This is a genomic window from Streptomyces sp. XY006, assembly GCF_002237655.1.
Lineage (GTDB): Bacteria > Actinomycetota > Actinomycetes > Streptomycetales > Streptomycetaceae > Streptomyces > Streptomyces levis.
Window position 1 is genome coordinate 1 of the sequence record NZ_NOKT01000019.1, and the last position, 21,058, is coordinate 21,058.

Below are 21,058 nucleotides of genomic sequence, written 5' to 3' on the forward strand. Positions count from 1 at the left end.
GGGCGGGCTCGGCGAAACCGCCGGCGGCCCGGCGCACGACCCGGCGGCGGCGCCGCGGGGCGGCGTCCTCGACGGACTCGGCCGGCTCGGCGGCGGGGGCGGCCTGGGTGGCGGCTTCGGCGGTGCTCTCGGACGCGGCGGGGGCCTGGTCGGCGGCCTGCGCGGAGTCGGCGGCGGCCTCGGACGCGGGGGTCGGCTCGGCGGCGGCCTCGGAGCGGGAGCGGGTCCTGGACCTGCGGGCCGGCTCGGCGGGGTTGTCGGTCACGGGGGCCTCCGCCTCCTCAGGCGATGCGGCGGGCGCCTCGGCGGACGCGGCGGTGGAGCCGGACGGGCCGGCGTCGGCACCGGAGTCGGCCGCTTCGGCGGGCGCGGAGACGCGCCGGGAAGCACGCCGGCGGGTGCGGCGCGGAGGGGCGTCGTCCGCCTCGGCACCGGCGGTACCGGCCTCGGTGGTCTCAGTGGTCTCGGTGGCCTCGGCGGCGGCCGGTGCCGCGTCGACCGGCGCGCTCTGCGCGGGCCGGCCGTTCTGCGCGGCCTGGCCGGTCCGGGCCGGCGTGTCCGTCTCGGCGGCAGCGGGGGCGGGCGAGGTGACGCTGCGGGTCGCGCGGCGACGGGTGCGCCGGGGAGCGGCGTCCTCGGCGGGGGCGGGCACCTCGGCGGAGGCTTCGGCCTGCTCCGGCGCCTCGGAGGCAGCGGGAGCGGCGGCGGTCGCGGGCACCACGGTCTCGGCGGCGGCCTCGGAGGCCGGAGCCCCGGCCGGCGCGGAGGCGCGGCGCACCACACGGCGCCGCTTGCGCCCGGCGGACGCGGTGTCCTCCCCCGGTGCGGCCCCGGCGGCCTCGCCGGACTGCGCGGCGTCGGCGGCCGCAGCGGACTCCGTCGCGGCGGCGGTCTCCGCGGACGCCGTCACGTCGAGGGCGGCCTCGTCGGTCTCCTCGGCGTCGGCCGCGAGTTCGCCGGCCTCGGCGGCCGGTATGGCCGGCGCGACGGTCTCGGCCGGCGCGTCGGCGGCACCGGCGGGCGGACCCGCCGGGCGGGAGGCGGCACGCCGCCGCCGGCGGGGCGGCAGGGTGTCGCTGGGGGTGTTCTGTTCGGAGCCCTGCGAGGACTCTGCGGGTTCGGTCGGTTCGAGCATGCGGGCTTTTCTCCCGTCAGGCTCCCGGGCGCCGCGCCTGGTCCGGCGATGCCGGTGACGTCCGCGGCTCGCGCTGTGCGCGTCGCCGCCGTCCGGGGCGCGGGCGCCGCACGGGAGCTCTCCGTGTCCTGTCTCGCCGGTTCCGTACGCCGAATGCGTACGGCCTGGCGAAAGTCTTCTGATCGGTACGCTGCCCGACCCAGGTGGCTCCCGAGTCCGAGGGCGGCGCTACGACGTCCGTCCCTACGCGGGACCTTCCTTACGCCGGCGCCGTCGCGGCGGCAGGCGGTTCGGCCGTTGAGTGGGCCTGCGCTGCCTCGCGGTCGGGCGCGAGCGGGTCGGTCACCGTGCCGGTCTCTTCATCGAACAGCCCCTGCGCCAGCCTGGTCACCGCTGCGGGGACCGGCGGCGCCAGGTCGGCCACGGCGCGGAGACCGGACAGGACGTCGTCGGGTCGTACGGCAGGCGTCACGTGCCGAACAACCAGCCGCAGTATCGCACAGGGCTGGTCGGTCGGCCTATCAGCCTGCGAACTCTGCGTTTCCGCGAGATCGCGGCTCTCCAGGCTCACGACGGCGGAGCGGGCGTCGAAGGTACGGACCCCGTTCTTGGCGAGGCGCTGGACCTCGACGGTCTCGGCCGCGGTGAAGGCGTCCGCCGCCCGGCGGGCCTCCTCCGGCGACACGCCGTCCAGCCGCAGCTCCCACACGGAAGCGGTCAGCCGGTCGGCGAGGCCCGAGGTGCGGGCCTCGACCGCCTCGACGATGTCGAGCCCGGCGGGCATCGACGCGTCGAGAAGGACCCTGAGCTGCTCCGGGTCGCGGGGCGCGGTGAGCGCGATCTCCAGGTACTCCGCCTCACTGCCCGTGCCGGTGGGTGCGGCATTGGCGTACGACACCTTCGGGTGCGGCGTGAACCCGGCCGAGTAGGCCATCGGCACCTCGGCACGGCGCAACGCACGCTCGAAGGCGCGCTGGAAGTCACGGTGGCTGGTGAACCGGAGGCGGCCGCGCTTGGTGTAGCGCAGTCGGATGCGCTGCACCGCGGGTGCGGGCGGCGGGCCTTCGGGCTGTCGCTTGCCCAGTGTCGTTCAGTCCTTCGTGAGAGCGGTCGTACTGCCACCAAGAGTACGTGCCTCGCGGCCGGAAGGTTCCCTCCGGGCGACCGGAGCGGGCTGCCGCGGCTCGCCGAAGAGCATCCGGCGCACGTCGGCGCGGGCCTGCCGTACGGTCTCGCGGGCGGCGGCCAGCGCCTGCCGGGTGGCCCGTCCGACGCCGCGGGCGGCCTCGGCGGCGGGGCGCAGGACGTGGTCGCGCACGGCGTGCCCGACCGGCGTGAGCACGCTGCGGTACACCCACCGGACCGGCTCCACGAAGATCCACCGCAGGAGCGTGCCGAGGAACCGGCCGACGGCGAGCGAGATGTGCCCGGCGATGCGCCAGGCGTGACCGAGGGCGTCGGACACCTCCCGTCCGACGACGGCGAGAACGCGGCCGACGGGAGCGAGGACCCAGCGCCAGAGGGCGAGCGCGGGCAGCACGAACAGGATCCGCGCGATCCAGTACAGGGCCGTGCCGACGCCGGTGACGATGGTGCGCACCAGCCACACGAGCCCCTTGCCGCACCACAGCAGGGCGCGTCCCACGGGGGCTAGCACCCAGGTGTACAGCCACCGGGCCGGTACGACGACCAGGTACCGGACGAGCCACGCCACGGCCGTGTACACCCCGAACCCGAGCGCGGCGAGCACGGCGCCGATGCCCTTCAGGACCCACATCACGGCATGCCCGGCGGGGGTCAGCAGATGCGCGTACACCCAGCCGAGCCCGGCGCCGACGCCCCGACCGGCCCAGGCGATCGCATGTCCCACCGGCGTCAGCACGTACCGGTACAGCCAGACGAGCGGTACGACGACGAGGACCTTCCCGAGCCAGGCGAGGGCCCGGCCGAGCGGCACCGCGACGTACCGCCACAGCCCCACGAACGGCCAGACGAACACCGCCCGTGCCAGCCACAGCAGGGCCCGTCCGAGCGGCCGGAGCAGGGTGTCGTTCAGGAAGCGGCCGGTGACGACGAGCGCGTCCCAGAGCATCCGTACGGGGACGACCAGCACGAGCACGACGATCCGCACGGGAATCCGGATCGCGACGGCGAGGCACCCCTCGGGCGCCCTGGGCACCCCGGACGCCTCGGGCGCCTTGGACGCCCCGGACGCCCCGGGCTGCCGCCGGACGGGCGGCCCGGCCGGGCTCTCGCGCGGATCGACCCGCGGCTCGGTGCTCTCGCGGGGCGGTTTCTGCAGATCCATACCGTCAAGGACGCCTCAGCGTCCCGTCCGGATCCCGTACCGCACCATCCCGCCCCGTTTCTCCCGCGGTCCTCCACCCGCAGTCGTGATCACGCGGTGCTCAGGGCATGGCCGCGGGGGCGTCCCCGTCCGTCTCGAAGCGCAGCAGATCTCCCGGCTGGCACTCCAGCACCTCGCACAGCGCGGCGAGGGTGGAGAAGCGGACCGCCTTGGCGCGGCCGTTCTTGAGGACGGCCAGATTGGCCGGGGTGATGCCGACGCGTTCGGCGAGCTCGCCCACGGACATCTTCCGCTTGGCCAGCATCACGTCGATGTCGACGGCGATCGGCATCAGATGACCTCTTCCAGCTCGGCCTGCATCCGGGCCGCCTCGATGTCGCGGGCGACGGCCTGCGCCAGCAGCATCCGCAGCACCAGCACGACCAGCGCGACCCCCAGCACCGCGAGGCCGGCCCCGCCCAGCAGCAGCACCACCCCGGGGGCGACGGCCTCGCCCGGCGCGAGCACCACCCCGAGCGCGAACACCAGGCAGGCGGCCGCCACGAACGCGCCGATCACCAGGTGCACGTACCGGAAGGCATCCGTGGAGAACACCGTCCCGCGCCGGACCATCGTCACCAGCCGCCACACGCACACCAGCACCACCTGGGCCGTCACGACACCCAGCACCAGGATCACCAGGATCGGCGTCCGCAGATGGGCGTACTCGGGCTTGAGCCCGTTCATGTCGGCGGCCAGCAGCGGGACCATCACGCACTGCACGAACAACGACCCGGCGAGCAGCGCCACGAGCACCGCCCGCAGGGCGGCCACGGCCAGCTTTCCCATCCCACTCCCCATCCATATCCATCGAACCGATCGAACCGATCGAACTACGATGGAAACCTATCGAGAATCGATAGATGCGGCAAGTGGTCGTACCCGCGAAGGAGTGCGACCCGTGACACCGTGGCAAGAGGCACCCAAGGCCGGCACCCGGAGCGAGGAGGACGACGGTGGACTGGCGCGTGTTCGCACGGGAGATGGCCTCCATGGCGCGGGACCTGCTCGCCCAGGACTCGGTCGAGACCACGCTGGGACACATCACCCACGCGGCCGTCGAGCTGGTCTCCGGGTGCGACGCGGCCGGCATCCTGCTGCTGCACGGCAAGAAGGTCGAGTCGCTCGCGCCGACCCACGACCTGGTGGTGGAGAGCGACCGGCTCCAGGAGCAACTCGGCGAGGGCCCCTGCTTCGACGCGGCCCGCACCAGCACCGGCGAGCGCGTGTTCCGCATCGGCGACCTCACCGCCGGACGGTCCCGCTGGCGTGCCTACGCCGCACGGGCCGAGGAGCTGGGCATCGGCAGCATCATGGGCTTCCTGCTGTACACCGAGGACGAGGACCTCGGCGCGCTCAACCTGTACTCCCACCGCCCCGGGGCCTTCTCCGAGGACAGCGAGACGGCCGGCTGGCTGCTGGCCTCGCACGCCGCCGTCGCCTTCTCCAGCGCCCGCAGTCACGCCCAGCTGGAGCAGGCCATCGCCACCCGGCATGTGATCGGCGAGGCGATGGGCATCCTCATGGGCAGCCACCACCTCACCGAGGAGCAGGCCTTCGGTGTCCTGCGCCGCTACTCCCAGGAGAAGAACGTCAAGCTCCGGGAGGTCGCACGCCGGGTCTGCGAACACGGCGGACTGACTTGACGGCTCCCCCAGCACACATTCTGAACTGGGGGAACCTGACGGCGCCGGCCCCCCGGGGGAGCGTCACCTACGCCGCCTCTTCAGCGGGTCCCCCAGGACCGCTGTCTCACCCCTTTCCGGCCCGCCCGCACAGCGGCCGCTAGCGCGCGACCACCGACCCGTCGTACACGTGGTCCGGCGTGACGACCGACGTGATCGCGCGGGCGAGCAGCGTGGACGGCTCCTGCCCCCCGACCACGACATCCGTGTTGATCATGATGACCAGGGTGGCCTTCCGTTCCGGCAGATACACCGTCACGGTCTCGTAGCCCGGGATCGAGCCGTTGTGCCCGAGCCACCCGTTGGTCTCGAAGATGCCGAGACCGTACGTCGTACCGGGGTGGCCGGTCGGCAGCGTCCTGAGCCGCTGCGCCTGGGTCTCGGGGCTGAGCAGCCGGCCCGTGGCGAGGATCCCGGCCCAGCGGCGCAGATCGTGGAGGTTGGAGATCATCGCCCCGGCCGCCCAGGCCCAGCTGGGGTTCCAGTCGGTGACGTCCTCGACCTCGCCGCTCAGCGTCTGGTCGGTGTAGCCGCGCGGGTGCGGCCGGGGGAACTCGCCGCCCCGGGGGAACAGGGTGTGGCGCAGTCCGGCCGGGCGGAGCACGCGCGCGTGGAGGAAGTCGGCGAGCCGCCGGCCGCCCACCTTCTCGATCACCAGGCCGAGCAGGGCGAGATTGGTGTTGGAGTACTGGAACTCCCGCCCCGGGGCGAAGGTGTTCGCGTGCCGGAAGCCGTACGCGAGGACCCCGCGCGGGGTGAAGGACCGCTGCGGGCGGCTCAGCAGGTCGTGGATGAAGTCCGGGTCGGCGGTGTACGGGAAGAGCCCGCTGCGCATCTCGGCGAGGTGCCGCAGCGTGATCCGGTGCCCGCCGGGCACGCCCTCGACGTACCGGGAGACCGGATCGTCCAGCCCGACCAGGCCGTCGTCCACGAGCTTCAGCAGCGCGGTGACGGTGAACGTCTTGGTCTCACTGCCGATCCGGACGTACGAGTCGGCCGCCATCGGCTCACCCGTGCGGGTGTCGGCCACCCCGGAGGCACGGACGTAGCTGCCCCGGCCCGGCAACCACAGCCCGACGACGGCCCCGGGGATGCCGGCCTGTCGGCGGACGTCCTCGACCGTCTCGTCCAGCCGGGCGGTCAGCTCACGCCCGAGCCCGTGCGGCGGACAGTCGCCCGAGTCGTGCCGGCCGAGACCAGCGGCGTGGCCGGCAGCGGCGGGCGTCGCCGCCAGGGCGACCAGCCCCGCGGCGAACATCCGGCGGGAGGGAACACGTCGAACATGTCGCATGGCAGACGCCTCTTTCGGGGGACGGCGAACGCGAGGATCATCACCACCCACCCCACCCCCGGCACCCCCGCCCGACCGCCCCGGAACGAAGTCCACTCGTACGGAGGCAGCAGCGAGCCCTTCCGTGTCACTCCACTTCGATGCCGTAGTCCCGGACGAGCTGCTCCAGTCCTCCGGTGTATCCCTTGCCGCCCAGCACGAAGTCCCAGTCGCCATTGGCCCTGCGCCGGAAGGAGCCGAGCACCAACGCGGTCTCTCCGGCGCGCCCGTCGGAGACCTCGAGCCGCCCGAGCTCGGTCAGCGCCGGGTCCAGCAGCCGGATGCAGGCGTCGGTGAACCCCGACAGGTCGGCCTCCGGGTTCACCTCCGGATCCACGGCGGCCACGATCACGAACCGGTCGGCTGCCTCCGGCAGTCCGTCGAAGGCGACACGCATGGCTGCCTTGTCGGGACCCGCAGCCGGTACGGCGCACACCGAACCGTCAGGCGTCCGCGGGTTGTTGAAGAACACGAAGTGATCCTCGCTGAGGACTCGGCTGCCACGGCAGACGAGCGCGCACACGTCGAGTGCGACGTTGCCGGACCACGTCATGCCCAGCACGTTGTGGTCGTCGGGCGGAGCCGCGGGACCGGCCCCCGTCGGCTGGGCCGGGGCCGCCGTGCGCGTCTCTCCCAGGCGCCCGCGCAGCCCATGCCGGTGCAGGAGGTCGACCAGTTCTCCGCCCGAGATCAGCTCCAGCGGCTTTCCCCGGGCGAAGGTGTGCGAGCCCGGACCGAATCCGGACGTCGTCACCAGGACGCCCTTGTTGGCGCCGACGTCCTGGACCGTGCCGTAGAGGTCGCGCACCGCTGTGGGCGGCACCGTGTTGCGGTAGCGCTTGACCTGCACCACGATCTTGCCGCCGCGGATCGGTGCCGGGTCCGTCGCGTCGACGTCCACGCCACCATCGTTCGAGCGCTGAGTCGTCACGGCCTGCATGCCCATGGCGCGGAACAGATCGGCGACCAGGGACTCGAAGGCGATCGGATCCATGTCGTACAGGTTCGGCTCGTGATCGCCACCATGGGTGGCCACGGGGCTGCCGACGTCCTGGGGCTGCCGGCCCGGCCGCACGGAAGCGAGCTGGTCGGGTCGGGTCGAGATCTGTCCCCTCAGCGCGTCGGTCAGGCAGCTGACCGGATCCACCTGCCCCAGATGCAGATCCGTGAAAGCCGCCCGGGAGGCCATGACGGTCGCCAGGAAGATCTGCGTCCGGCGTCCTGTCGCCGGATCGGGGGCATCCACGAAGCCGTTCAGCGCTATCGAGTCGAGGACGCCGTACTCGTCCGCCGCGAACAGCTGATGCAGCACCAGCAGCAGGCTCTGCCCCAGCACCTCGCGGTACAGCGCCCGGCGCTGACTCACGGGGCGTGCCGCTTCCTTGAACTGGTCCTCACGGAGCTGGTACCTGACGGACTTCGCTTCGGGAACCACGTCGTACGGGGGCAGTTCCCAGTCCAGCACCAGTTGCCGTCCCGCTACGTCGTAGGCCGCCGCCACCTGCCGGGGAAAGCCCTCCGGCCAGGCCGTCGACGCGTACAGCGCGGCGGAGAAGTACTCGACCACGGAATCCGGATCGCCCCGCCTGACCCCCTCGGTCACCGCCGCGACCCCGGCGTTGTGCCGACGCACCTCGGCCCGCTGGGACTCCGTCCGCTGCTCGTAGTCCCGCTGCAAGGCCGCTAACCGCTGCTGCCGCTGCCCTTCGGCGACCTGGGCGGCATGCCAGTCCTGCTCGAACCGGGCCCGCGCCTCGGCCTGTGCCCGCGCCCGCTGACCGGCGGTCCAGCCGCTCTGCGCCTGGTACTGGTTCGGGTCGGGCATCCGCACCGGCCAGGCGAGCGGACCCGGGTCGAACGGCGGGATGTCCTCCGCACGCATCAGGTCCGAGGCCCGGAAGCCCGGCGCCCGGCAGCCCGTGGTCAGCAGACCCTGCAGGGCCGCGACCCGGGCCTCCAGTTCCTCCGTACGCCGTCTGGCCTCCGCCTGGCAGTACTCCCGGTGTCCTTGCTCAGCCCGCCGCTGATACGCCCGGGCCTGCTGCGCCTCGTACCGCCGTCGACGTGCCTCGGCTTCCATCTGACGTTGCTGCTGCCGCTGGATCTCAGCCCAGGCACCGACAAAACCAGCAGAGCGACGACTCATGCGCTACAGGCCCTCCCCAGGACGTCGGCACAGCCGACCAAGCTCTGGTCGCCCCCGCAACCAGTAGTGACAAAACGACTGTATCCAGCAATCGCCGTCGTGAATATCGCGTTGCCGAAGCGATCGGATCGGATGATTCGAGCAGGTCACCCGGCCGCCGACAGCACTGAGCCCCCTCCGGTCCGGAAGGGGCTCAGTCGGGGCTCGGGTCAGTGCGCGTGACCGCCCGGTGCCGGGGCCGCGTTCTTGACCGTCAGGGGCAGCAGCTTCTTGCCCGTCGGGCCGATCTGGATGTGGGTGTCCATCTGCGGCTATACCCCAACGGCGCCACATTCGCTACGGTGCTGGTCATGGCGAAGCGAACGAGGACACGCACCGCAACTGAACGCGCTCAGTACTCAGTTGAGGCCGAGTGGACGAGGGCGGACTTAGCCCTCCTGGAGGAGCTGAAGAGGGCCGAAGCGCTCTTACCCGACGACGCCCCACGAGCCCTGCTGTCCGTGCGGCTGTCGGTGCTCACCGACGACACGACGTCGCCCGTACGGCAGGAACTCGACCTCCGAAAGCTGGCCGTGGACCGCGGCAGCCGAGTCGTCGGCGTGGCCAGCGACCTGAACGTGTCGGCCACGAAGGTGCCGCCGTGGAAGCGCAAAGAGCTCGGCGACTGGCTGAACAACAGGGCACCAGAGTTCGACGAGATCCTCTTCTGGAAGCTGGACCGCTTCGTGCGGCGGCTCAGTGACCTCAGCACCATGATCGACTGGTGCCTGAAGTACGGGAAGAACCTCGTCTCCAAGAACGACTCGATCGACCTGACCACCACGGCCGGGAAGATCATGGTCACGATCATCGGCGGTATCGCCGAGATCGAGGCGGCCAACACGAGCACGCGCGTCGCGAACCTGTGGGACTACACGAAGACTCAAGGTGAGTGGCTCGTAGGCAAACCCGCTTACGGGTACGAGACGTCGGAAGACGAGGCCGGCCGAGTCGTGCTCGTCATCGACCAGGACGCGTACCGAGCACTGCACTGGTGCCGGAAGGCCACCATGCGTGCCAAACCCGCGTCAGCCCGCCGCATGGTCAAGGTCCTCGTACGAGCCGGTCTCTGTGGACCGGGACTGACAGCCTCAACGCAGCTCCGGCGTCTCAGGAATCCGGCGCTCATGGGCTACCGCGTCGAAGAGGACAAGAACGGAGGCGTGCGCCGGTCGAAGATCGTCCTTGGCAGCGACGCTAAGCCCATCCGTGTGGCCGAGCCGATCTTCACCGAGGAAGAGTTCGAGAGTCTTCAGGAAGCCCTGAACCGCAGATCAAGGAACCAGCCCACACGGCGCCCCGGCGGCGCGACGAAGTTCCTCGGTGTGCTGATCTGCCACGACTGCAGCTCCAACATGACCGTTCAAAGGACTCGGGTCAGTGGACGGTCGTACCTGTACTTGCGGTGCGGCAAATGCAAGGCCGGAGGGCACGGTGCACCGAACCCCGAGGAGATCTACGGCCAGCTCGTAGACGACGTTCTAAGGGTCCTGGGTGACGAGCCGGTCATGACACGCGAGTACCGGCAGGGCGCCGACGCCCGCAAGGAGCTGCAGCGGCTGGAACAGTCCATCAGCTACTACATGACGGGCCTGGAACCCGGAGGCCGGTTCACGAAGACCCGCTTCACCCAGGAGCAGGCCGAGAAGACGCTGGACGACCTCATCAAGCAGTTGGAGGCCATCGACCCCGAGTCCACGAAGGACCGATGGGTAGCCGTGCACAACGGCAAGACGTTCCGGCAGCACTGGGAAGAGGGCGGTATAGAGGCCATGTCCGCCGATCTGCTCAGGGTCGGTGTCAAGTGCGTGATCAAGCGGAGCAAGGTGAAGGGGGTTCGCGCCCCTCACATCCACATGAAGCTGTTGATCCCTAAGGACGTGCGTGACCGGCTGATCATGAAAGAGGACGACTTCGCCGAGGCGTTCTGACTCCTGCTCTCGGTACAGAGCAGAGCCGCCCACCCAAGCGACTGGGTGGGCGGTTTCGCGTCACGAGAACCACGAAGAGGGGTCGAACGGCTCTTCCGTACCGTCATCGTCAACGATCACGATCTCGCTCTGAATCACGGCCGTCCGTCTCTCGTCGGAGGCCTGGAGAAGCGACACACGCTGGGGCTGCTGCGAGACACACTCAGGCAGAGCACTTATCGGCGCCACTCCCCCTCTTTCATCGTGACCAGGGCCAGCCTCCGGGACTCCGCGAGATCGTCTGCGATGCCAGCCGCAATGAGTGCTGCGCCAGGCGTATGGCCGGAGCCGACGTAACGCCAGCGCCGTTCGGTGATCCCGTCCGGCAGGTCGGTGTGGCCCTGGTGAAGGGCACGTTCAGCGCGGAGTGCTGCATAGGTGGTGGAGTAGGCGCGGGACTTGGTGAGAATGTGGCCCCGGTAGCCCAGGGTGTGGGCCCAAGCCCGGAGGCGGAGGGGCCCGTACTCAGGTAGGCCTCCAAGGCGCCAGCAGGTCCGCATAAGAGTGCGCACGTGTTCACTCACGGGCGCCGACTCGATGTCGCCCCAGGACGAGAGCCGGTAGTCAGTGCCGGCGCCGATGTCGCTCGCGCCCTTGGTGACGTACTTGGCGACGTACGCGGCCACCGCGTCATCGTCCGGGCCCTCACCGTCTATCCGCAGGGGCCGTGCATCGATCTGGGCACCCCAACGGAGTCTCAGTTCACCTACGGCAGGGCTGTAGGGCGTACGGACCAGGACCCGTCGGGCGGAGGCGCGTACGGCGTCGATGAGCAGCTCGGACGTCCCCCAGGCCGGGGGTTCGTCTCCGGGACCGGTCGGGCCGTCGAGGCGGACGACGGCATGGACGTGGACGGCCGCCCGCCTCTGGTACTCGGCGACGCGGGCGAAGGACAACCGGGCGTGCTGGGCAAAGCGGGACTGCACCAGGCCGACCGAGGAAGCGAGGCGCCTCCGGACGTCGATGACGAAGCGGTCCCAGAGCTTGGAGGCGTGTGCGTGCCACAGGACGTGGGCGGTGTAGTCGTAGCAGTCCGGGCAGAGCGGTTGGCCGACACTCGGTTCGTCCAACGCGTGGCCGAGACCGCAGCCGAGGGGACGGCCGTGTGCGCAAGTGCCGCCGTCGCGGCGTGGACGGCACTGCTCCGATGACCGGTGGACCGCGCCGAACGACGGAGCGGTGAGGGTGACGAACAGCCGCGGGCGATGGCGGACGGCATCGGGAACGTTCTTGCCGCCGAGGAGGCCGGCGCGGACGAGGTGGTAGGTGTCTCCGGCGTGGATGCGGGAGCAGGCCGGGCAGATACTTGCACGGCGGTTGCGGCAGCGGACGAGGAGACGTTCGCCGGGCTCGTCGCGGGTGTCGTAGTGGCGGAGGATCTCGCCGGTTGTGCCGTCCACTGTGGTGGTGGAGCCGGAGAGGTGGACGGGGTGGGCGCAGCCGCCGGTAGCGGTGATCTGCTCCAGCAGGCGAGGGAGCTTTGGGTCTTGTGCGAGACGGATTGCGTCGCGGTCTGCTTCGGGGAGCTGACGCAGGCGCGCCGCGCGGTCGAGGGCGGCGCGCCGGTCAGCCGGAGTGAAGTCCGGGGTGATGGTGGTGACCTTCCGCAGTCGGCCGCCGAAGCGGCTGGGGCATGAACGGGCTGTAGCGCGGTGTGGGGCATGGGGATCACCTCCTTGTCGGGGGTGGCTAGCGATCAGCGGATGGTTCCGGTGCCCCGGCAGACGCGGCAGCGGCGTGTGCGCCCGGTCCAGGTCTTACGGGCTCCGTCGCCCTTGCAGTGGGGGCACCTCACGCGAGGCATGGGCATGGCTGTGTGTCCCTTCGGGTCAGTGGTGGGCGAAGCCGTTGATAAGCCAGGTCACGAGACCGTGGACGGTGAAGACCACCGGGGTCTGGCCCAGGTAGAGGCCGAAGAGGCCGACGCAGACCGCTTCCCAGGCGCGCACGTCGCGGGAGCGGACGAGGAGGACGGTGATGATCCCGAAGATCACCGAGAACGTGAACGCTGTACCTTCGCTGATCACTTGCTCTCTCCTTCCGGCGCCTCAAGGGCGCGGTTCAGGGCGGGCAGTTCCGGTGCCGTCGCGGCGTACTTCCGCGCCGTCGAGACGGCTTGTTCGGTTGGGGTGAGGTGCGAGCGGGCGCGGCTCCAGCCACCGTCCGGGCCGGTGCAGACGGCCACGCCGCGTTCCTCTGCCGTGATCGATTGCGCGACGGCCACGGCGTCCTTGTTCAGGTCGCCCAAGGTCATCTCGGCCGTGGCGGGATCGTTGACGCGGTGGCAGATCCGGCCGCCGAGTTGAGCACGCAGCGCGGTGACGCCGGGGCCGAGGTCGGAGCCGACGCGTTGGCCGGCGACGACCAGGTGCAGGCCGAGAGCAGCACCGAGCTGCCCGATACGGAGCAGGAGGGTCGAGCACTGCTCGGATTCCGCCTTGCTCTCGCGGGTGCCGTCGGACAGGTACAGCTCAGCGATTTCGTCCACGATCACGACGACCGGCACCGGCCGCACCTTGTCCGGGAGCTCCCAGATCGAGCGGACTCCCGCCGACCGGCAGGCGCCCATCCGGTCCTGCATGTCGCCCACCAGCGCTGAGAGCACGGCGACCGCTTCACGGCGGCAGGTGGCCAGCGCACTGAGCCGGTCGGCGAACAGGCCTAGTTCCATGCCGCCCTTGCAGTCGATGCCCACCAGGGCGATCGGCTGCGGGGCGAGTTGGGTGATCAGCCGGGCCAGCAGCGTGGACTTCCCCGAACGGGTGGCCCCGGCGATGAGCCAGTGCGGGACCATGCGCAGGTTCATCACCCAGGCGCCGCCGCTCTCCAAAACCCCGATGAGCGCCGACAGCAACTCGGCCGGAGCAGACGCTAAGCCCGGCCGCTGAAGCGGGTCGGTGGCCGTCACGGTCAGCAGGACGAGCCCGCGTTCGGGCGAGGTGACCCGGACCGCGTGGACCTTCCACGCATGCACGAACGCGTCCGCCGCCTTCATGAAGGTCGCCGGGGTCTGCCCGGCATGGAGCCGGACCAGCACCGTCAGGCCCATGCGTGTGGCGCGCGGAAAGGAAGTCCGCGGGGCCACCGGCCGCAGCGGGTCGCCCTTGACGACCAGGTCCCCGAGCAGCCCGCGCGGCGGACGCTTGGACACGGCCAGGTCGTTGAGCATCGCGACCTTGCGCCAGGTGAGAACGACCCGGCAGGCGGTGGTCGGGTAGCCGATCAGGTACCAGTGCCAGAGGGGGCGGTGCCGGCGGATTAGGTCACCGACAACGAGCACCCACGCCAGCACGGCCAGACCGAGGGCAAGCAGGATCGGTCCCATCAGGCGTCACCGCCCTTGGCGTGCGCCGGACCGGTCACAGGGGTGATGGCATCGGCGCGGAAGCTGACGCCGTGTCGGTCACCCATCGACCACATGAACGCGGTCAGGCCGGTGACCTTGACGACCTGCCCTTCGTCAATCCCCTTGGGCTGACCGCTCACGGCGATCTCAATGACGGAAATCCGCCGTCGGTCCTGCCGCACGGTGACGGCTACGGTCCACACCGGGTTGCCGTCCCGGTCCCTCTTCACCTCCTGCGTCTCGTGGTTGCTGATCTTCGCTTCGGGGGCGATGGCGCACCGCAGTACGCCCAGCCGCGCCGTGTCCACGGGAATGGACTGCATTTCGTTGGCCTCCTTGGCCAGTCGGGACGTCAGTCACACACACTGACGTCACTTGTCCTTACGAGTGATGACTATGAAGCCCTGTACGGCTCCAGCGCAACTACTTATGCTGACGAGTGATGTCGCGCGTGCGACGTGCCTACGACCTCAACCGGAGATGACCGCATGTCGGAGATCCAGCGCCCAGGAGCCCTCTACCAGCAGGTCGCCGCCGCGATCCGCGAAGCGATCCTGTCCGGCGAGTTCGAGCCCGACTCCCTGCTGCCATCCGAAGCGCAGCTCATGGCCCGGTACGGCGTCTCCCGGCCGACCGTCCGCAACGCCATTGCCGCACTGCGGGCCGAAGGCCTTATCGATGTCCGGCACGGCAAGGGCAGCTTTGTCCGCTCCAGCGGTCAGCCCGTCCTCACCTTGGAACGAGGCGTCAGCCGCACCAGGGACGGCAAGTTCGTGATGCCAAGCGGCGACATCTGGCAGGAGGCCGAGGAGCCGAGCACCTACCGCACCCGCACGACAAAGGCCACGGGCCGACTCCTCGGGCTCGACGTCGAGGAAGCGCTCTTCGGATGTGACCGACTGCTCACCGACCCCAGCACCGGGACGCGCGCCATGCATCGCACCTTGATCCCGTTCGAAGTTGCCGAGGCCGTTCCTCTGCTCGGTCAGGAGCCGTGCAAGCCATCGGCCGCGCTCTACTGGGTGCTCACCCAGGCCGGCCACAAGCTCACCTGGACCGAGACCGTACGCGCACGCATGCCCCTGCCCGACGAACGCACCACGCTCCGACTCCCCGACGCCACACCGATCCTGCACGTCAGCCGGATCGCGCATGGCACCGACGACCGCCCACTGATCCTCGAAGAACTGCGCTTCGGCGCCGACCGGGCCGAACTCGCTTACCGGATCACCGCTGACAGGCAGCCCGCACAACACCCCCGCTCCTGAGCGCCGACAATGATCGGTCGAAACCGCCTTCACTTCCTCAAGGGCGCGCCTGCGGCGCGCCGGGGCGCCCGGCCGCCCCGGCCGGGCGTGCGGCGTGGACGCCGGTCCCGTCCGGTCTGCCGGCACCCCCGCCCGCGGCACGGCCAAGGAGTCGAGGCATCGACCAACCATCGGTGCTCCCGCCCGGACGGTACCGGCCGTGAGGACCAGGAGCACGGAAGCGTGGTTGCTGCCAGTGGGTGGCTGAGCGAGGCACACGCGCGCCGGCTCGTTCGTCGCACGGCATCGTCGTGGCTGACTGTCTGTGGCTGAGGCATCAAGCAGGGCAGTCGTCGACCTCACGCAGACTTCACCAGCGGAAGCGCCCCTCATTCTGCACCGCCATCGCTGGCCGCGCGTGCCTCCAGGAGCTCAGCGAGCCGGTTCACGGCATCCGGCCAACCTGTCAGCCGCACCACCCCGCGCCCGTCCTCGTTCGTGGACGCGACGGCCCGCGCGGCGGACAGTTCCAAGCCCAGTCCGAGGAGTGCGCGGTTCAGCCGGTCGGCAGTCTCACGTGCCTCACGCCAACCGGAGATGTAGTCCACCCCGGACACCCAGAGTCCGGAGTCCGCCCCCGGCAGATCGAGACCATCGTTCAGCCAGCCCTCACCCGAGCCAGTCACCTTGCCCACCTCTGCCCTGATCTAGGTAACGGATCATCAACTTCCTTGGACCAGGGCTGAAACGCAGCACGGCGGCCCCGGTACCATCAGGCACCGGGAGCCGCCGTGTTCCCAGCCGGGCCACCCTTCGCTTTCCAGGGCTGATGGGGTGGCCCGGCCTATATGGGGATGTGAAGCGCGGACTCTCGCTCGGGAGGGGAGCCCCCGGGCCGTCCGAGAGACCGCGCCCCTTCGGCCGGAGTGGTCAGGCTCCGGCCAGTTACCGGGCCGCCTCCCCACTCCCGATCGCGAGGGAGCAGAGCAGGGGTGGCGACCCGGCGCCTGTCAGTCCGAGCGAATGCCCGGCTGGTCAAGGTCGAAGCGGCACCACACGGTCTTGCCGCCACGTTCTTCCGGCGACCACCAGACCGACGTGGCGAGCCGCTGAGCGATGAGCAGCCCACGACCGCTGTCCGGCAGCACCGCTTCCGACAGCTCACCGACCAAAGCGGCAGGGAACGTCTCACCCGCCGGAAGCAGTGGCGGTGTCGAGTCTTCGTCGGAGACACCGATGAAGACCCACTTCGGGTACTTCTTGAAGGTCACGTCGATACGGCGGCAGCTACCGGGTCGAGCGAGGTGCCGATCAGGAACGGTGTGGTTCACGACGTTCGCCACCAGCTCCGAGACGACCAGCCGAGCGTCGTCTACGAGTTCACCCGCACCGGCGCCCACCAGAAACATCGCCGTCGCCTCACGTGCAACCCGCGCAGTGTCGCCGAACTCGGCGAAGAGGGTGACCGCCAGAAAGTGCCCGCCCACAGCCGGATCCGGTGCTACGAACCAGTGAGCGTAGGCGTCCAGCTCCTCGCTCAGATGCCTGGCCTTTGCCGCGTCCATTGCGTCCCTTCCCAGCTCTCATCGCACCGATTGCTTCGCGCAAGTCAGTACACGACGCCAGGCCCACGACCGGGAGCGTTCACCAGGGGGTTCACGTGAACACCAGCAAATGCAGGGGGGTTCATCAATGAACCCCCCACCGCGATACTGCTGTGACACGATGAGCACTCGCCGTAATTCTCGGGTTGGCAGGGGAGCATGAGCCGAGAACCGAACGCCCAGTTGATCGCGGTCATGGACGAAGCGAAGGTCTCCAACAAGGGACTGGCCAAGCGGATGAAAGACGCGGCCGCCCGGCGAGGGACCAGTCTCGGAACCACACACATCGCTGTGCAGCGCTGGCGAGACGGCGCCGGCATCAAGCCGGAGACAGCAGTGATCATGGCCGAGGTTCTGAGCACCAAGCTGGACCGCCGTGTCACGCCGGGTGATCTTGGCTTCTTCGACCAAACCCGGCCCACGACCCCAGAGCCGATCGGCTACCCAAGCACCGTCCCCGAGGCCCTGTCGATGCTGGACGACCTTGCCCAGGAGCGCGCCGACGTCACCGCCTCAGACCCACTGAACATTGCGGACACCGACCTCAGCTCCGCCGTCCTGTCCTGGATGATCGCCCGACCCGACGGCGTCCAAGCCGACAGGCCCGCACACCAGCGAGTCGGCATGCGCGACGTCCGCGCGATCAGGGATGCCGCCTCGATGTTCATGCAACTCGACTTCAAGTACGGCGGCGGCCACGGTCACAAGGCATTACGCCACTACTTCCGCCACGAGGTCCTTCCCCTGCTGAACGCGAGCTACAGCGAGAAGGTGGGCATGGCACTGTTCGGGGCCGCCGCCGAGGTCTCCCAGTTGCTCGCATGGACCGCCTACGACGTCGGCAACCACCGACTTGCCCACCGCTACCTCACGTCCACACTGCGGCTGTCCCAGGTCATCGATGACCGCATGTTCGGGTCGCGCATCCTGGGCAACCTGAGTCATCAGGCCAACTACCTGGACAACCACACCCAAGCCATCCAGCTTGCCCGCGCAGCCGTCGAGGGCGCCAAAGGCCGCGCCACCCCCCGAGCCATGGCCAACTACTGGGCCATGGAAGCCCGCGCCCTCTCCAACGCCGGCGACCGGCCAGGGGCAGCCGAGGCGATGAAGCAAGCAGAAGGACACTTCGAGCGGGCCGACAGCGCCGACGACCCGGCATGGCTGAGCTACTTCGACGACGCTGAACTCTTGGGCGAGTTCTGCCACTGCTTCCGAGACCTCAAGATGCGCCGGGAAGCAGTCGAGCACGCACAGCGCGCCGTCGACAGCACCGATCCGCAGTACGCCCGCACGCTGGGCTTCTGCCGCATGGTCCTCGCCCAGAGCCAGCTACTGAACGGCGAACTGGAAGCCGCCGTCACCACCGCGAGCCTGGCCGTGGACGGCGGCGACTCCCTCCAGTCCTCCCGCTTCCAGCGCTACGTCACCGACTTCCAGGCCGAGGTCAGCGCACACGCCACTCACCCCACCGTCGTTGCCTTCAACGAGCAAGTGAGCGAAGCTCTTGCCCGCCTGGACGACGAGGACGAGTAGCAGCTACCAGGGACGCCAATCACGCGGCGCATCGTCGTTGCGCAAGCCGGCGATGCGCCGACGGTACTCGGCCGCCGTCTCCTCGTTCTCCTGCACGTTCTGCATAAGCCAAGTCGTCATGCCGAACTCCTGAAGCCGCCGGAGCGTGTCGTAGCCGTGCCAGTCGTACAGGTCCCGCCCGTACGCCCTGACAAAGTCGCCGTACTGCTCATCGCTTTGCCACCCAAGGCTGTGATGCTCGACCGCCGTGACCATCAAGTCCCACTCAGGGTGATCGAAGCAGAAGGCCTCGAAGTCGATCAGGATCACCTCATCCCGATCGTTCACCATCAGGTTCTGCACGTGGGCATCACCGTGCACCGGTCCCTTCGGAGTCTCGAACCTCAACTCCTCGAACTGACCACGCAACTCCTGCCAGCGCTTGCGGAGGAAGACCCGGTCATCTTCAGAGATCGGCGCCTTGCTGATCCGCAGCTCTTGCTTGTCGAAGGGGTCGAAGGCAGGCAGCTCAAGGCCCGCGGGCACGCTCATGGAGTGCAGGTCCCTGAGGAGGCCGCCCAGTTCACCGTAGGTGGCCTTGCGGTCGCCCTCCACGATGAGGCGCCAGAAGGTCACCGGGTGGCCGTCGATCAGCAAGGGCTGTTCCAGGCCGTCAATGAGTCGGGACGCCGGGAACCCCTCTGCAGCTAGCCATCTGGCTACAGCCACCTCGACACGAGCCTTCGGCAACCACGGTTCGCCCCTAGCCACTCTAACGATCACGGGCGCCGTGGCCAGTCGGAACAGCGCGTTCTCTCCCAACCGGATCAGCTCAGCGCCTCTATCGTCAAGCCCCGCAGCCCGGCACGCGGCACTCATCACCCGCGTAGCCATGGCCGACGTGAACCCCTCTTCCGATCGAGCAGCGTCAACCGCCATGCCCGTACCAGCTCCCCTAGTCGCACGCGATCAACCGGCACGGCTATGGGTGACCAACCCGGCGCGCACCAGACACACGACCACGACGGTACCCAGGGGCACGGTGGCTCAGCGAGAGCGGGAGCTATCAACCTGGGAAGGAAGCTTGGGTCCTCCACGGCCGACTATTGGGTTGACCTGCGGTGGAACGGCGAAGAGGTCTGTCTGACTAGCTGCCTGGTCCCCACTCTTCCCTGTGGCTCCGCGCCCGATCTGGCACGCGTCTGACACAGGCATGTAGTGAATCGGGGAGCCCAACAGGCTTCCCTGTTCACTGTGCGATTCGTCAGACTGGGTCTGTGGATGACCGACCAACGCCCGGTGCACTGGCACCCAATCGCCACTCCGTCCTGGAAGATGCCTTGGCGCTGTTTGAGGCGGACCTCAACGCGGACGATCCGACTCGCCGTCAGGCGGCGCAGCTCACGAATCTTTGCGTGCAAGTTTTTCAGGAGTACGCCACGCTCATGCAGGAGGCGGACCAGCACCTCCCCAAAGAAGCGCGAGACAGAATCATCCCTGAACACATGGAACGGTCCATTGAGGGGCTTTCCCGCCTCGCGGAAATCTTGGGCGTCGATCTTGATTGAAACCCTACGCTGTATCGGCCCAGGCCATCGCTGGCATCACTTTTCGTGGGCGTCTCCCAGAGCGCGCACATCAGCCACATAGCGACTATTCCGAGACCCTGGTCGTCAACCTCACCTGAGAGTAGCCGTTGCTATAACTCACCCTCAGTCAAGCGTGGCGCCTCTTTCATCGCCGCGTTTCGCAACCGCGCATCCTCGAAATCAGCGTTTCGACCGCTACCAAAGAGCTTCATGAACTCCGCTAGTGCACCTTCGTCACGCAAAGAAGAATTTGATTCCAGCATCAACCTGATTCGATCCGCACCTTGCCGAGCCGTGAGCTTCTCCATCTCACGCTGAGATTCCAGAGTCGCAGCGTCAGCATCTTTGATGCAAGCAGTGGATATGCGCCTCCACAACTCTTCCCCGATTGCCCCAGCCTTCAGCCACGCAAGGACAAGCTCCTGCCACTCTGCGCTGCTCATAATGATTCTGGACTCTTCGAGCGGCTGCGTTGCTGGCGCGTGGGAAGTCGTTGCTACCGGCGCGGGCGTGGCCGCAGTTCTACGTGTCGGCGCGAAGCGGTTGGTCCACGCGACCCCATCCCAGTAGCGCAGCTGTGTCGCATCGAATCTGTCGACGTACCAGCCAGCCGGTGCCGCCGGGGCCGGTTCGAACAACCCCCTTACCCTCGATTTCGATGGGGCGGCACTCTTCCGCTTCGACTTTCTATCGTTCCACCAACTCTTGGCGTGCAGCCGAACCTCATCGATGGCCCTGTCAACAGCCCTCTCAATGACATGAGAAAGCACGTCAGTGGCAATCTGGGTGACTATGGAGGGTTCATTCACGTCATAAATCTTGACCTGCCCCTTGACCCCTTTCGATCCAGGAACATAAAGATTTGGGCTCTGTGCTCCATCATCGTCTCTTGATCGCCCAAGCTGGGCTTCGTCTGGATATGTAATCCAGACCTTTTTTCTAGCCATTCGCCGCCCTGAGCTTGCGGGAGCGGCTTTGGTCGTTCGGTCCTCGTGGCTGGGGCCGGGCCCCTCAATGTTCTCGTTGTCGGTATGAGACATGTGGCGCCCCAAGAGTGCTGTGAGTTCTTTCCATGTTGCGTCAGTAACGCCATAGTCGAGGTGAG

Annotated in this window: 19 protein-coding genes and 1 pseudogene; 5 read left to right on the top strand and 15 right to left on the bottom strand. The window is 68.9% G+C overall.

Annotated elements, in window-relative coordinates:
• From CHR28_RS22200 to CHR28_RS22220, 5 genes and pseudogenes are all read right to left on the bottom strand, one after another.
• A pseudogene (locus tag CHR28_RS22200) lies at window positions 1–1,135 on the bottom strand (Rne/Rng family ribonuclease); the annotation flags it as partial.
• Between the two features lie 259 nt (window positions 1,136–1,394).
• Window positions 1,395–2,177, bottom strand: coding sequence for a TIGR03936 family radical SAM-associated protein (locus tag CHR28_RS22205; protein WP_094055441.1), 783 nt, complete (start codon window positions 2,175–2,177; stop codon window positions 1,395–1,397).
• A 48-nt stretch (window positions 2,178–2,225) separates the two neighbouring features.
• A complete protein-coding gene (locus CHR28_RS22210; RefSeq protein ID WP_256984335.1) occupies window positions 2,226–3,443 on the bottom strand; it encodes a hypothetical protein in 1,218 nt (405 codons plus the stop codon).
• A 100-nt stretch (window positions 3,444–3,543) separates the two neighbouring features.
• Window positions 3,544–3,774: a helix-turn-helix domain-containing protein gene (locus tag CHR28_RS22215; RefSeq protein WP_094055442.1), complete on the bottom strand. Its 231-nt coding sequence runs from the start codon at window positions 3,772–3,774 to the stop codon at window positions 3,544–3,546.
• Window positions 3,774–4,271, bottom strand: a complete 498-nt coding sequence (locus tag CHR28_RS22220; protein ID WP_094055443.1) for a DUF2975 domain-containing protein — start codon at window positions 4,269–4,271, stop codon at window positions 3,774–3,776. Before CHR28_RS22220 ends, CHR28_RS22215 begins: the two co-directional genes overlap by 1 nt.
• Before the next feature lie 167 nt (window positions 4,272–4,438).
• Between CHR28_RS22220 and CHR28_RS22225 the strand changes: the two genes are divergently transcribed.
• A complete protein-coding gene (locus CHR28_RS22225; protein WP_256984336.1) occupies window positions 4,439–5,128 on the top strand; it encodes a GAF and ANTAR domain-containing protein in 690 nt (229 codons plus the stop codon).
• Between the two features lie 139 nt (window positions 5,129–5,267).
• Here the strand turns inward: CHR28_RS22225 and CHR28_RS22230 are convergent, their stop codons facing one another.
• Together CHR28_RS22230 and CHR28_RS22235 are read right to left on the bottom strand one after the other, a co-directional pair.
• Complete coding sequence (locus CHR28_RS22230; protein ID WP_094055444.1) at window positions 5,268–6,458, bottom strand: serine hydrolase domain-containing protein; 1,191 nt, start codon at window positions 6,456–6,458, stop codon at window positions 5,268–5,270.
• A gap of 127 nt (window positions 6,459–6,585) precedes the next feature.
• The gene (locus CHR28_RS22235) at window positions 6,586–8,643 is read right to left on the bottom strand and encodes a restriction endonuclease (RefSeq protein WP_179272524.1); all 2,058 of its coding nucleotides are present in this window, start codon (window positions 8,641–8,643) and stop codon (window positions 6,586–6,588) included.
• Between the two features lie 350 nt (window positions 8,644–8,993).
• On the opposite strand from CHR28_RS22235, the gene CHR28_RS22240 reads away from it, so the two are divergent.
• On the top strand, window positions 8,994–10,613 hold the full coding sequence (locus CHR28_RS22240; protein WP_094055445.1) for a recombinase family protein: 1,620 nt from the start codon (window positions 8,994–8,996) through the stop codon (window positions 10,611–10,613).
• Between the two features lie 215 nt (window positions 10,614–10,828).
• On the opposite strand, the gene CHR28_RS22245 is transcribed toward CHR28_RS22240, so the two are convergent.
• The 4 genes from CHR28_RS22245 to CHR28_RS22260 form a co-directional block, all read right to left on the bottom strand.
• On the bottom strand, window positions 10,829–12,187 hold the full coding sequence (locus CHR28_RS22245; RefSeq protein WP_094055446.1) for a replication initiator: 1,359 nt from the start codon (window positions 12,185–12,187) through the stop codon (window positions 10,829–10,831).
• 294 nt (window positions 12,188–12,481) lie between these two features.
• Window positions 12,482–12,679: a hypothetical protein gene (locus tag CHR28_RS22250; protein ID WP_094055447.1), complete on the bottom strand. Its 198-nt coding sequence runs from the start codon at window positions 12,677–12,679 to the stop codon at window positions 12,482–12,484.
• On the bottom strand, window positions 12,676–13,977 hold the full coding sequence (locus tag CHR28_RS22255) for an FtsK/SpoIIIE domain-containing protein (protein ID WP_094055448.1): 1,302 nt from the start codon (window positions 13,975–13,977) through the stop codon (window positions 12,676–12,678). Before CHR28_RS22255 ends, CHR28_RS22250 begins: the two co-directional genes overlap by 4 nt.
• Entirely contained in the window at window positions 13,977–14,321 is a 345-nt protein-coding gene (locus CHR28_RS22260; RefSeq protein ID WP_094055449.1) for an SCO3933 family regulatory protein, read from the bottom strand. Before CHR28_RS22260 ends, CHR28_RS22255 begins: the two co-directional genes overlap by 1 nt.
• A gap of 165 nt (window positions 14,322–14,486) precedes the next feature.
• Between CHR28_RS22260 and CHR28_RS22265 the strand changes: the two genes are divergently transcribed.
• Window positions 14,487–15,266 carry a GntR family transcriptional regulator gene (locus CHR28_RS22265; RefSeq protein ID WP_094055450.1) on the top strand — a complete coding sequence of 260 codons (780 nt, stop codon included), beginning with the start codon at window positions 14,487–14,489 and terminating at the stop codon, window positions 15,264–15,266.
• Window positions 15,267–15,634: 368 nt separating this feature from the next.
• On the opposite strand, the gene CHR28_RS22270 is transcribed toward CHR28_RS22265, so the two are convergent.
• On the bottom strand, window positions 15,635–15,931 hold the full coding sequence (locus tag CHR28_RS22270; RefSeq protein WP_094055559.1) for a hypothetical protein: 297 nt from the start codon (window positions 15,929–15,931) through the stop codon (window positions 15,635–15,637).
• Between the two features lie 324 nt (window positions 15,932–16,255).
• A complete protein-coding gene (locus tag CHR28_RS22275) occupies window positions 16,256–16,810 on the bottom strand; it encodes an ATP-binding protein (protein ID WP_094055451.1) in 555 nt (184 codons plus the stop codon).
• A 198-nt stretch (window positions 16,811–17,008) separates the two neighbouring features.
• Between CHR28_RS22275 and CHR28_RS22280 the strand changes: the two genes are divergently transcribed.
• Window positions 17,009–18,385 carry a sporulation protein gene (locus tag CHR28_RS22280; protein ID WP_094055452.1) on the top strand — a complete coding sequence of 459 codons (1,377 nt, stop codon included), beginning with the start codon at window positions 17,009–17,011 and terminating at the stop codon, window positions 18,383–18,385.
• 3 nt (window positions 18,386–18,388) lie between these two features.
• Here CHR28_RS22280 and CHR28_RS22285 read toward each other — a convergent pair whose 3' ends face one another.
• Window positions 18,389–19,303, bottom strand: coding sequence for a phosphotransferase enzyme family protein (locus CHR28_RS22285; RefSeq protein ID WP_094055453.1), 915 nt, complete (start codon window positions 19,301–19,303; stop codon window positions 18,389–18,391).
• Between the two features lie 338 nt (window positions 19,304–19,641).
• On the opposite strand from CHR28_RS22285, the gene CHR28_RS22290 reads away from it, so the two are divergent.
• Entirely contained in the window at window positions 19,642–19,932 is a 291-nt protein-coding gene (locus CHR28_RS22290) for a hypothetical protein (RefSeq protein WP_143655869.1), read from the top strand.
• A 131-nt stretch (window positions 19,933–20,063) separates the two neighbouring features.
• Here the strand turns inward: CHR28_RS22290 and CHR28_RS22295 are convergent, their stop codons facing one another.
• Window positions 20,064–20,993: a DUF2510 domain-containing protein gene (locus tag CHR28_RS22295; RefSeq protein WP_218829475.1), complete on the bottom strand. Its 930-nt coding sequence runs from the start codon at window positions 20,991–20,993 to the stop codon at window positions 20,064–20,066.
• Window positions 20,994–21,058 lie beyond the last annotated feature (65 nt).

Bases quoted from the DNA above. Each gene is read 5' to 3' on its own strand.
- CHR28_RS22295 (WP_218829475.1), bottom strand. From the start codon at position 20,993: ATGTCTCATACCGACAACGAGAACATTGAGGGGCCCGGCCCCAGCCAC.
- CHR28_RS22240 (WP_094055445.1), top strand. From the start codon at position 8,994: ATGGCGAAGCGAACGAGGACACGCACCGCAACTGAACGCGCTCAGTAC.
- CHR28_RS22215 (WP_094055442.1), bottom strand. From the start codon at position 3,774: ATGCCGATCGCCGTCGACATCGACGTGATGCTGGCCAAGCGGAAGATG.
- CHR28_RS22260 (WP_094055449.1), bottom strand. From the start codon at position 14,321: ATGCAGTCCATTCCCGTGGACACGGCGCGGCTGGGCGTACTGCGGTGC.
- CHR28_RS22220 (WP_094055443.1), bottom strand. From the start codon at position 4,271: ATGGGAAAGCTGGCCGTGGCCGCCCTGCGGGCGGTGCTCGTGGCGCTG.
- CHR28_RS22285 (WP_094055453.1), bottom strand. From the start codon at position 19,303: ATGGCGGTTGACGCTGCTCGATCGGAAGAGGGGTTCACGTCGGCCATG.
- CHR28_RS22235 (WP_179272524.1), bottom strand. From the start codon at position 8,643: ATGAGTCGTCGCTCTGCTGGTTTTGTCGGTGCCTGGGCTGAGATCCAG.
- CHR28_RS22210 (WP_256984335.1), bottom strand. From the start codon at position 3,443: ATGGATCTGCAGAAACCGCCCCGCGAGAGCACCGAGCCGCGGGTCGAT.
- CHR28_RS22275 (WP_094055451.1), bottom strand. From the start codon at position 16,810: ATGGACGCGGCAAAGGCCAGGCATCTGAGCGAGGAGCTGGACGCCTAC.
- CHR28_RS22255 (WP_094055448.1), bottom strand. From the start codon at position 13,977: ATGGGACCGATCCTGCTTGCCCTCGGTCTGGCCGTGCTGGCGTGGGTG.
- CHR28_RS22265 (WP_094055450.1), top strand. From the start codon at position 14,487: ATGTCGGAGATCCAGCGCCCAGGAGCCCTCTACCAGCAGGTCGCCGCC.
- CHR28_RS22230 (WP_094055444.1), bottom strand. From the start codon at position 6,458: ATGCGACATGTTCGACGTGTTCCCTCCCGCCGGATGTTCGCCGCGGGG.
- CHR28_RS22280 (WP_094055452.1), top strand. From the start codon at position 17,009: ATGAGCCGAGAACCGAACGCCCAGTTGATCGCGGTCATGGACGAAGCG.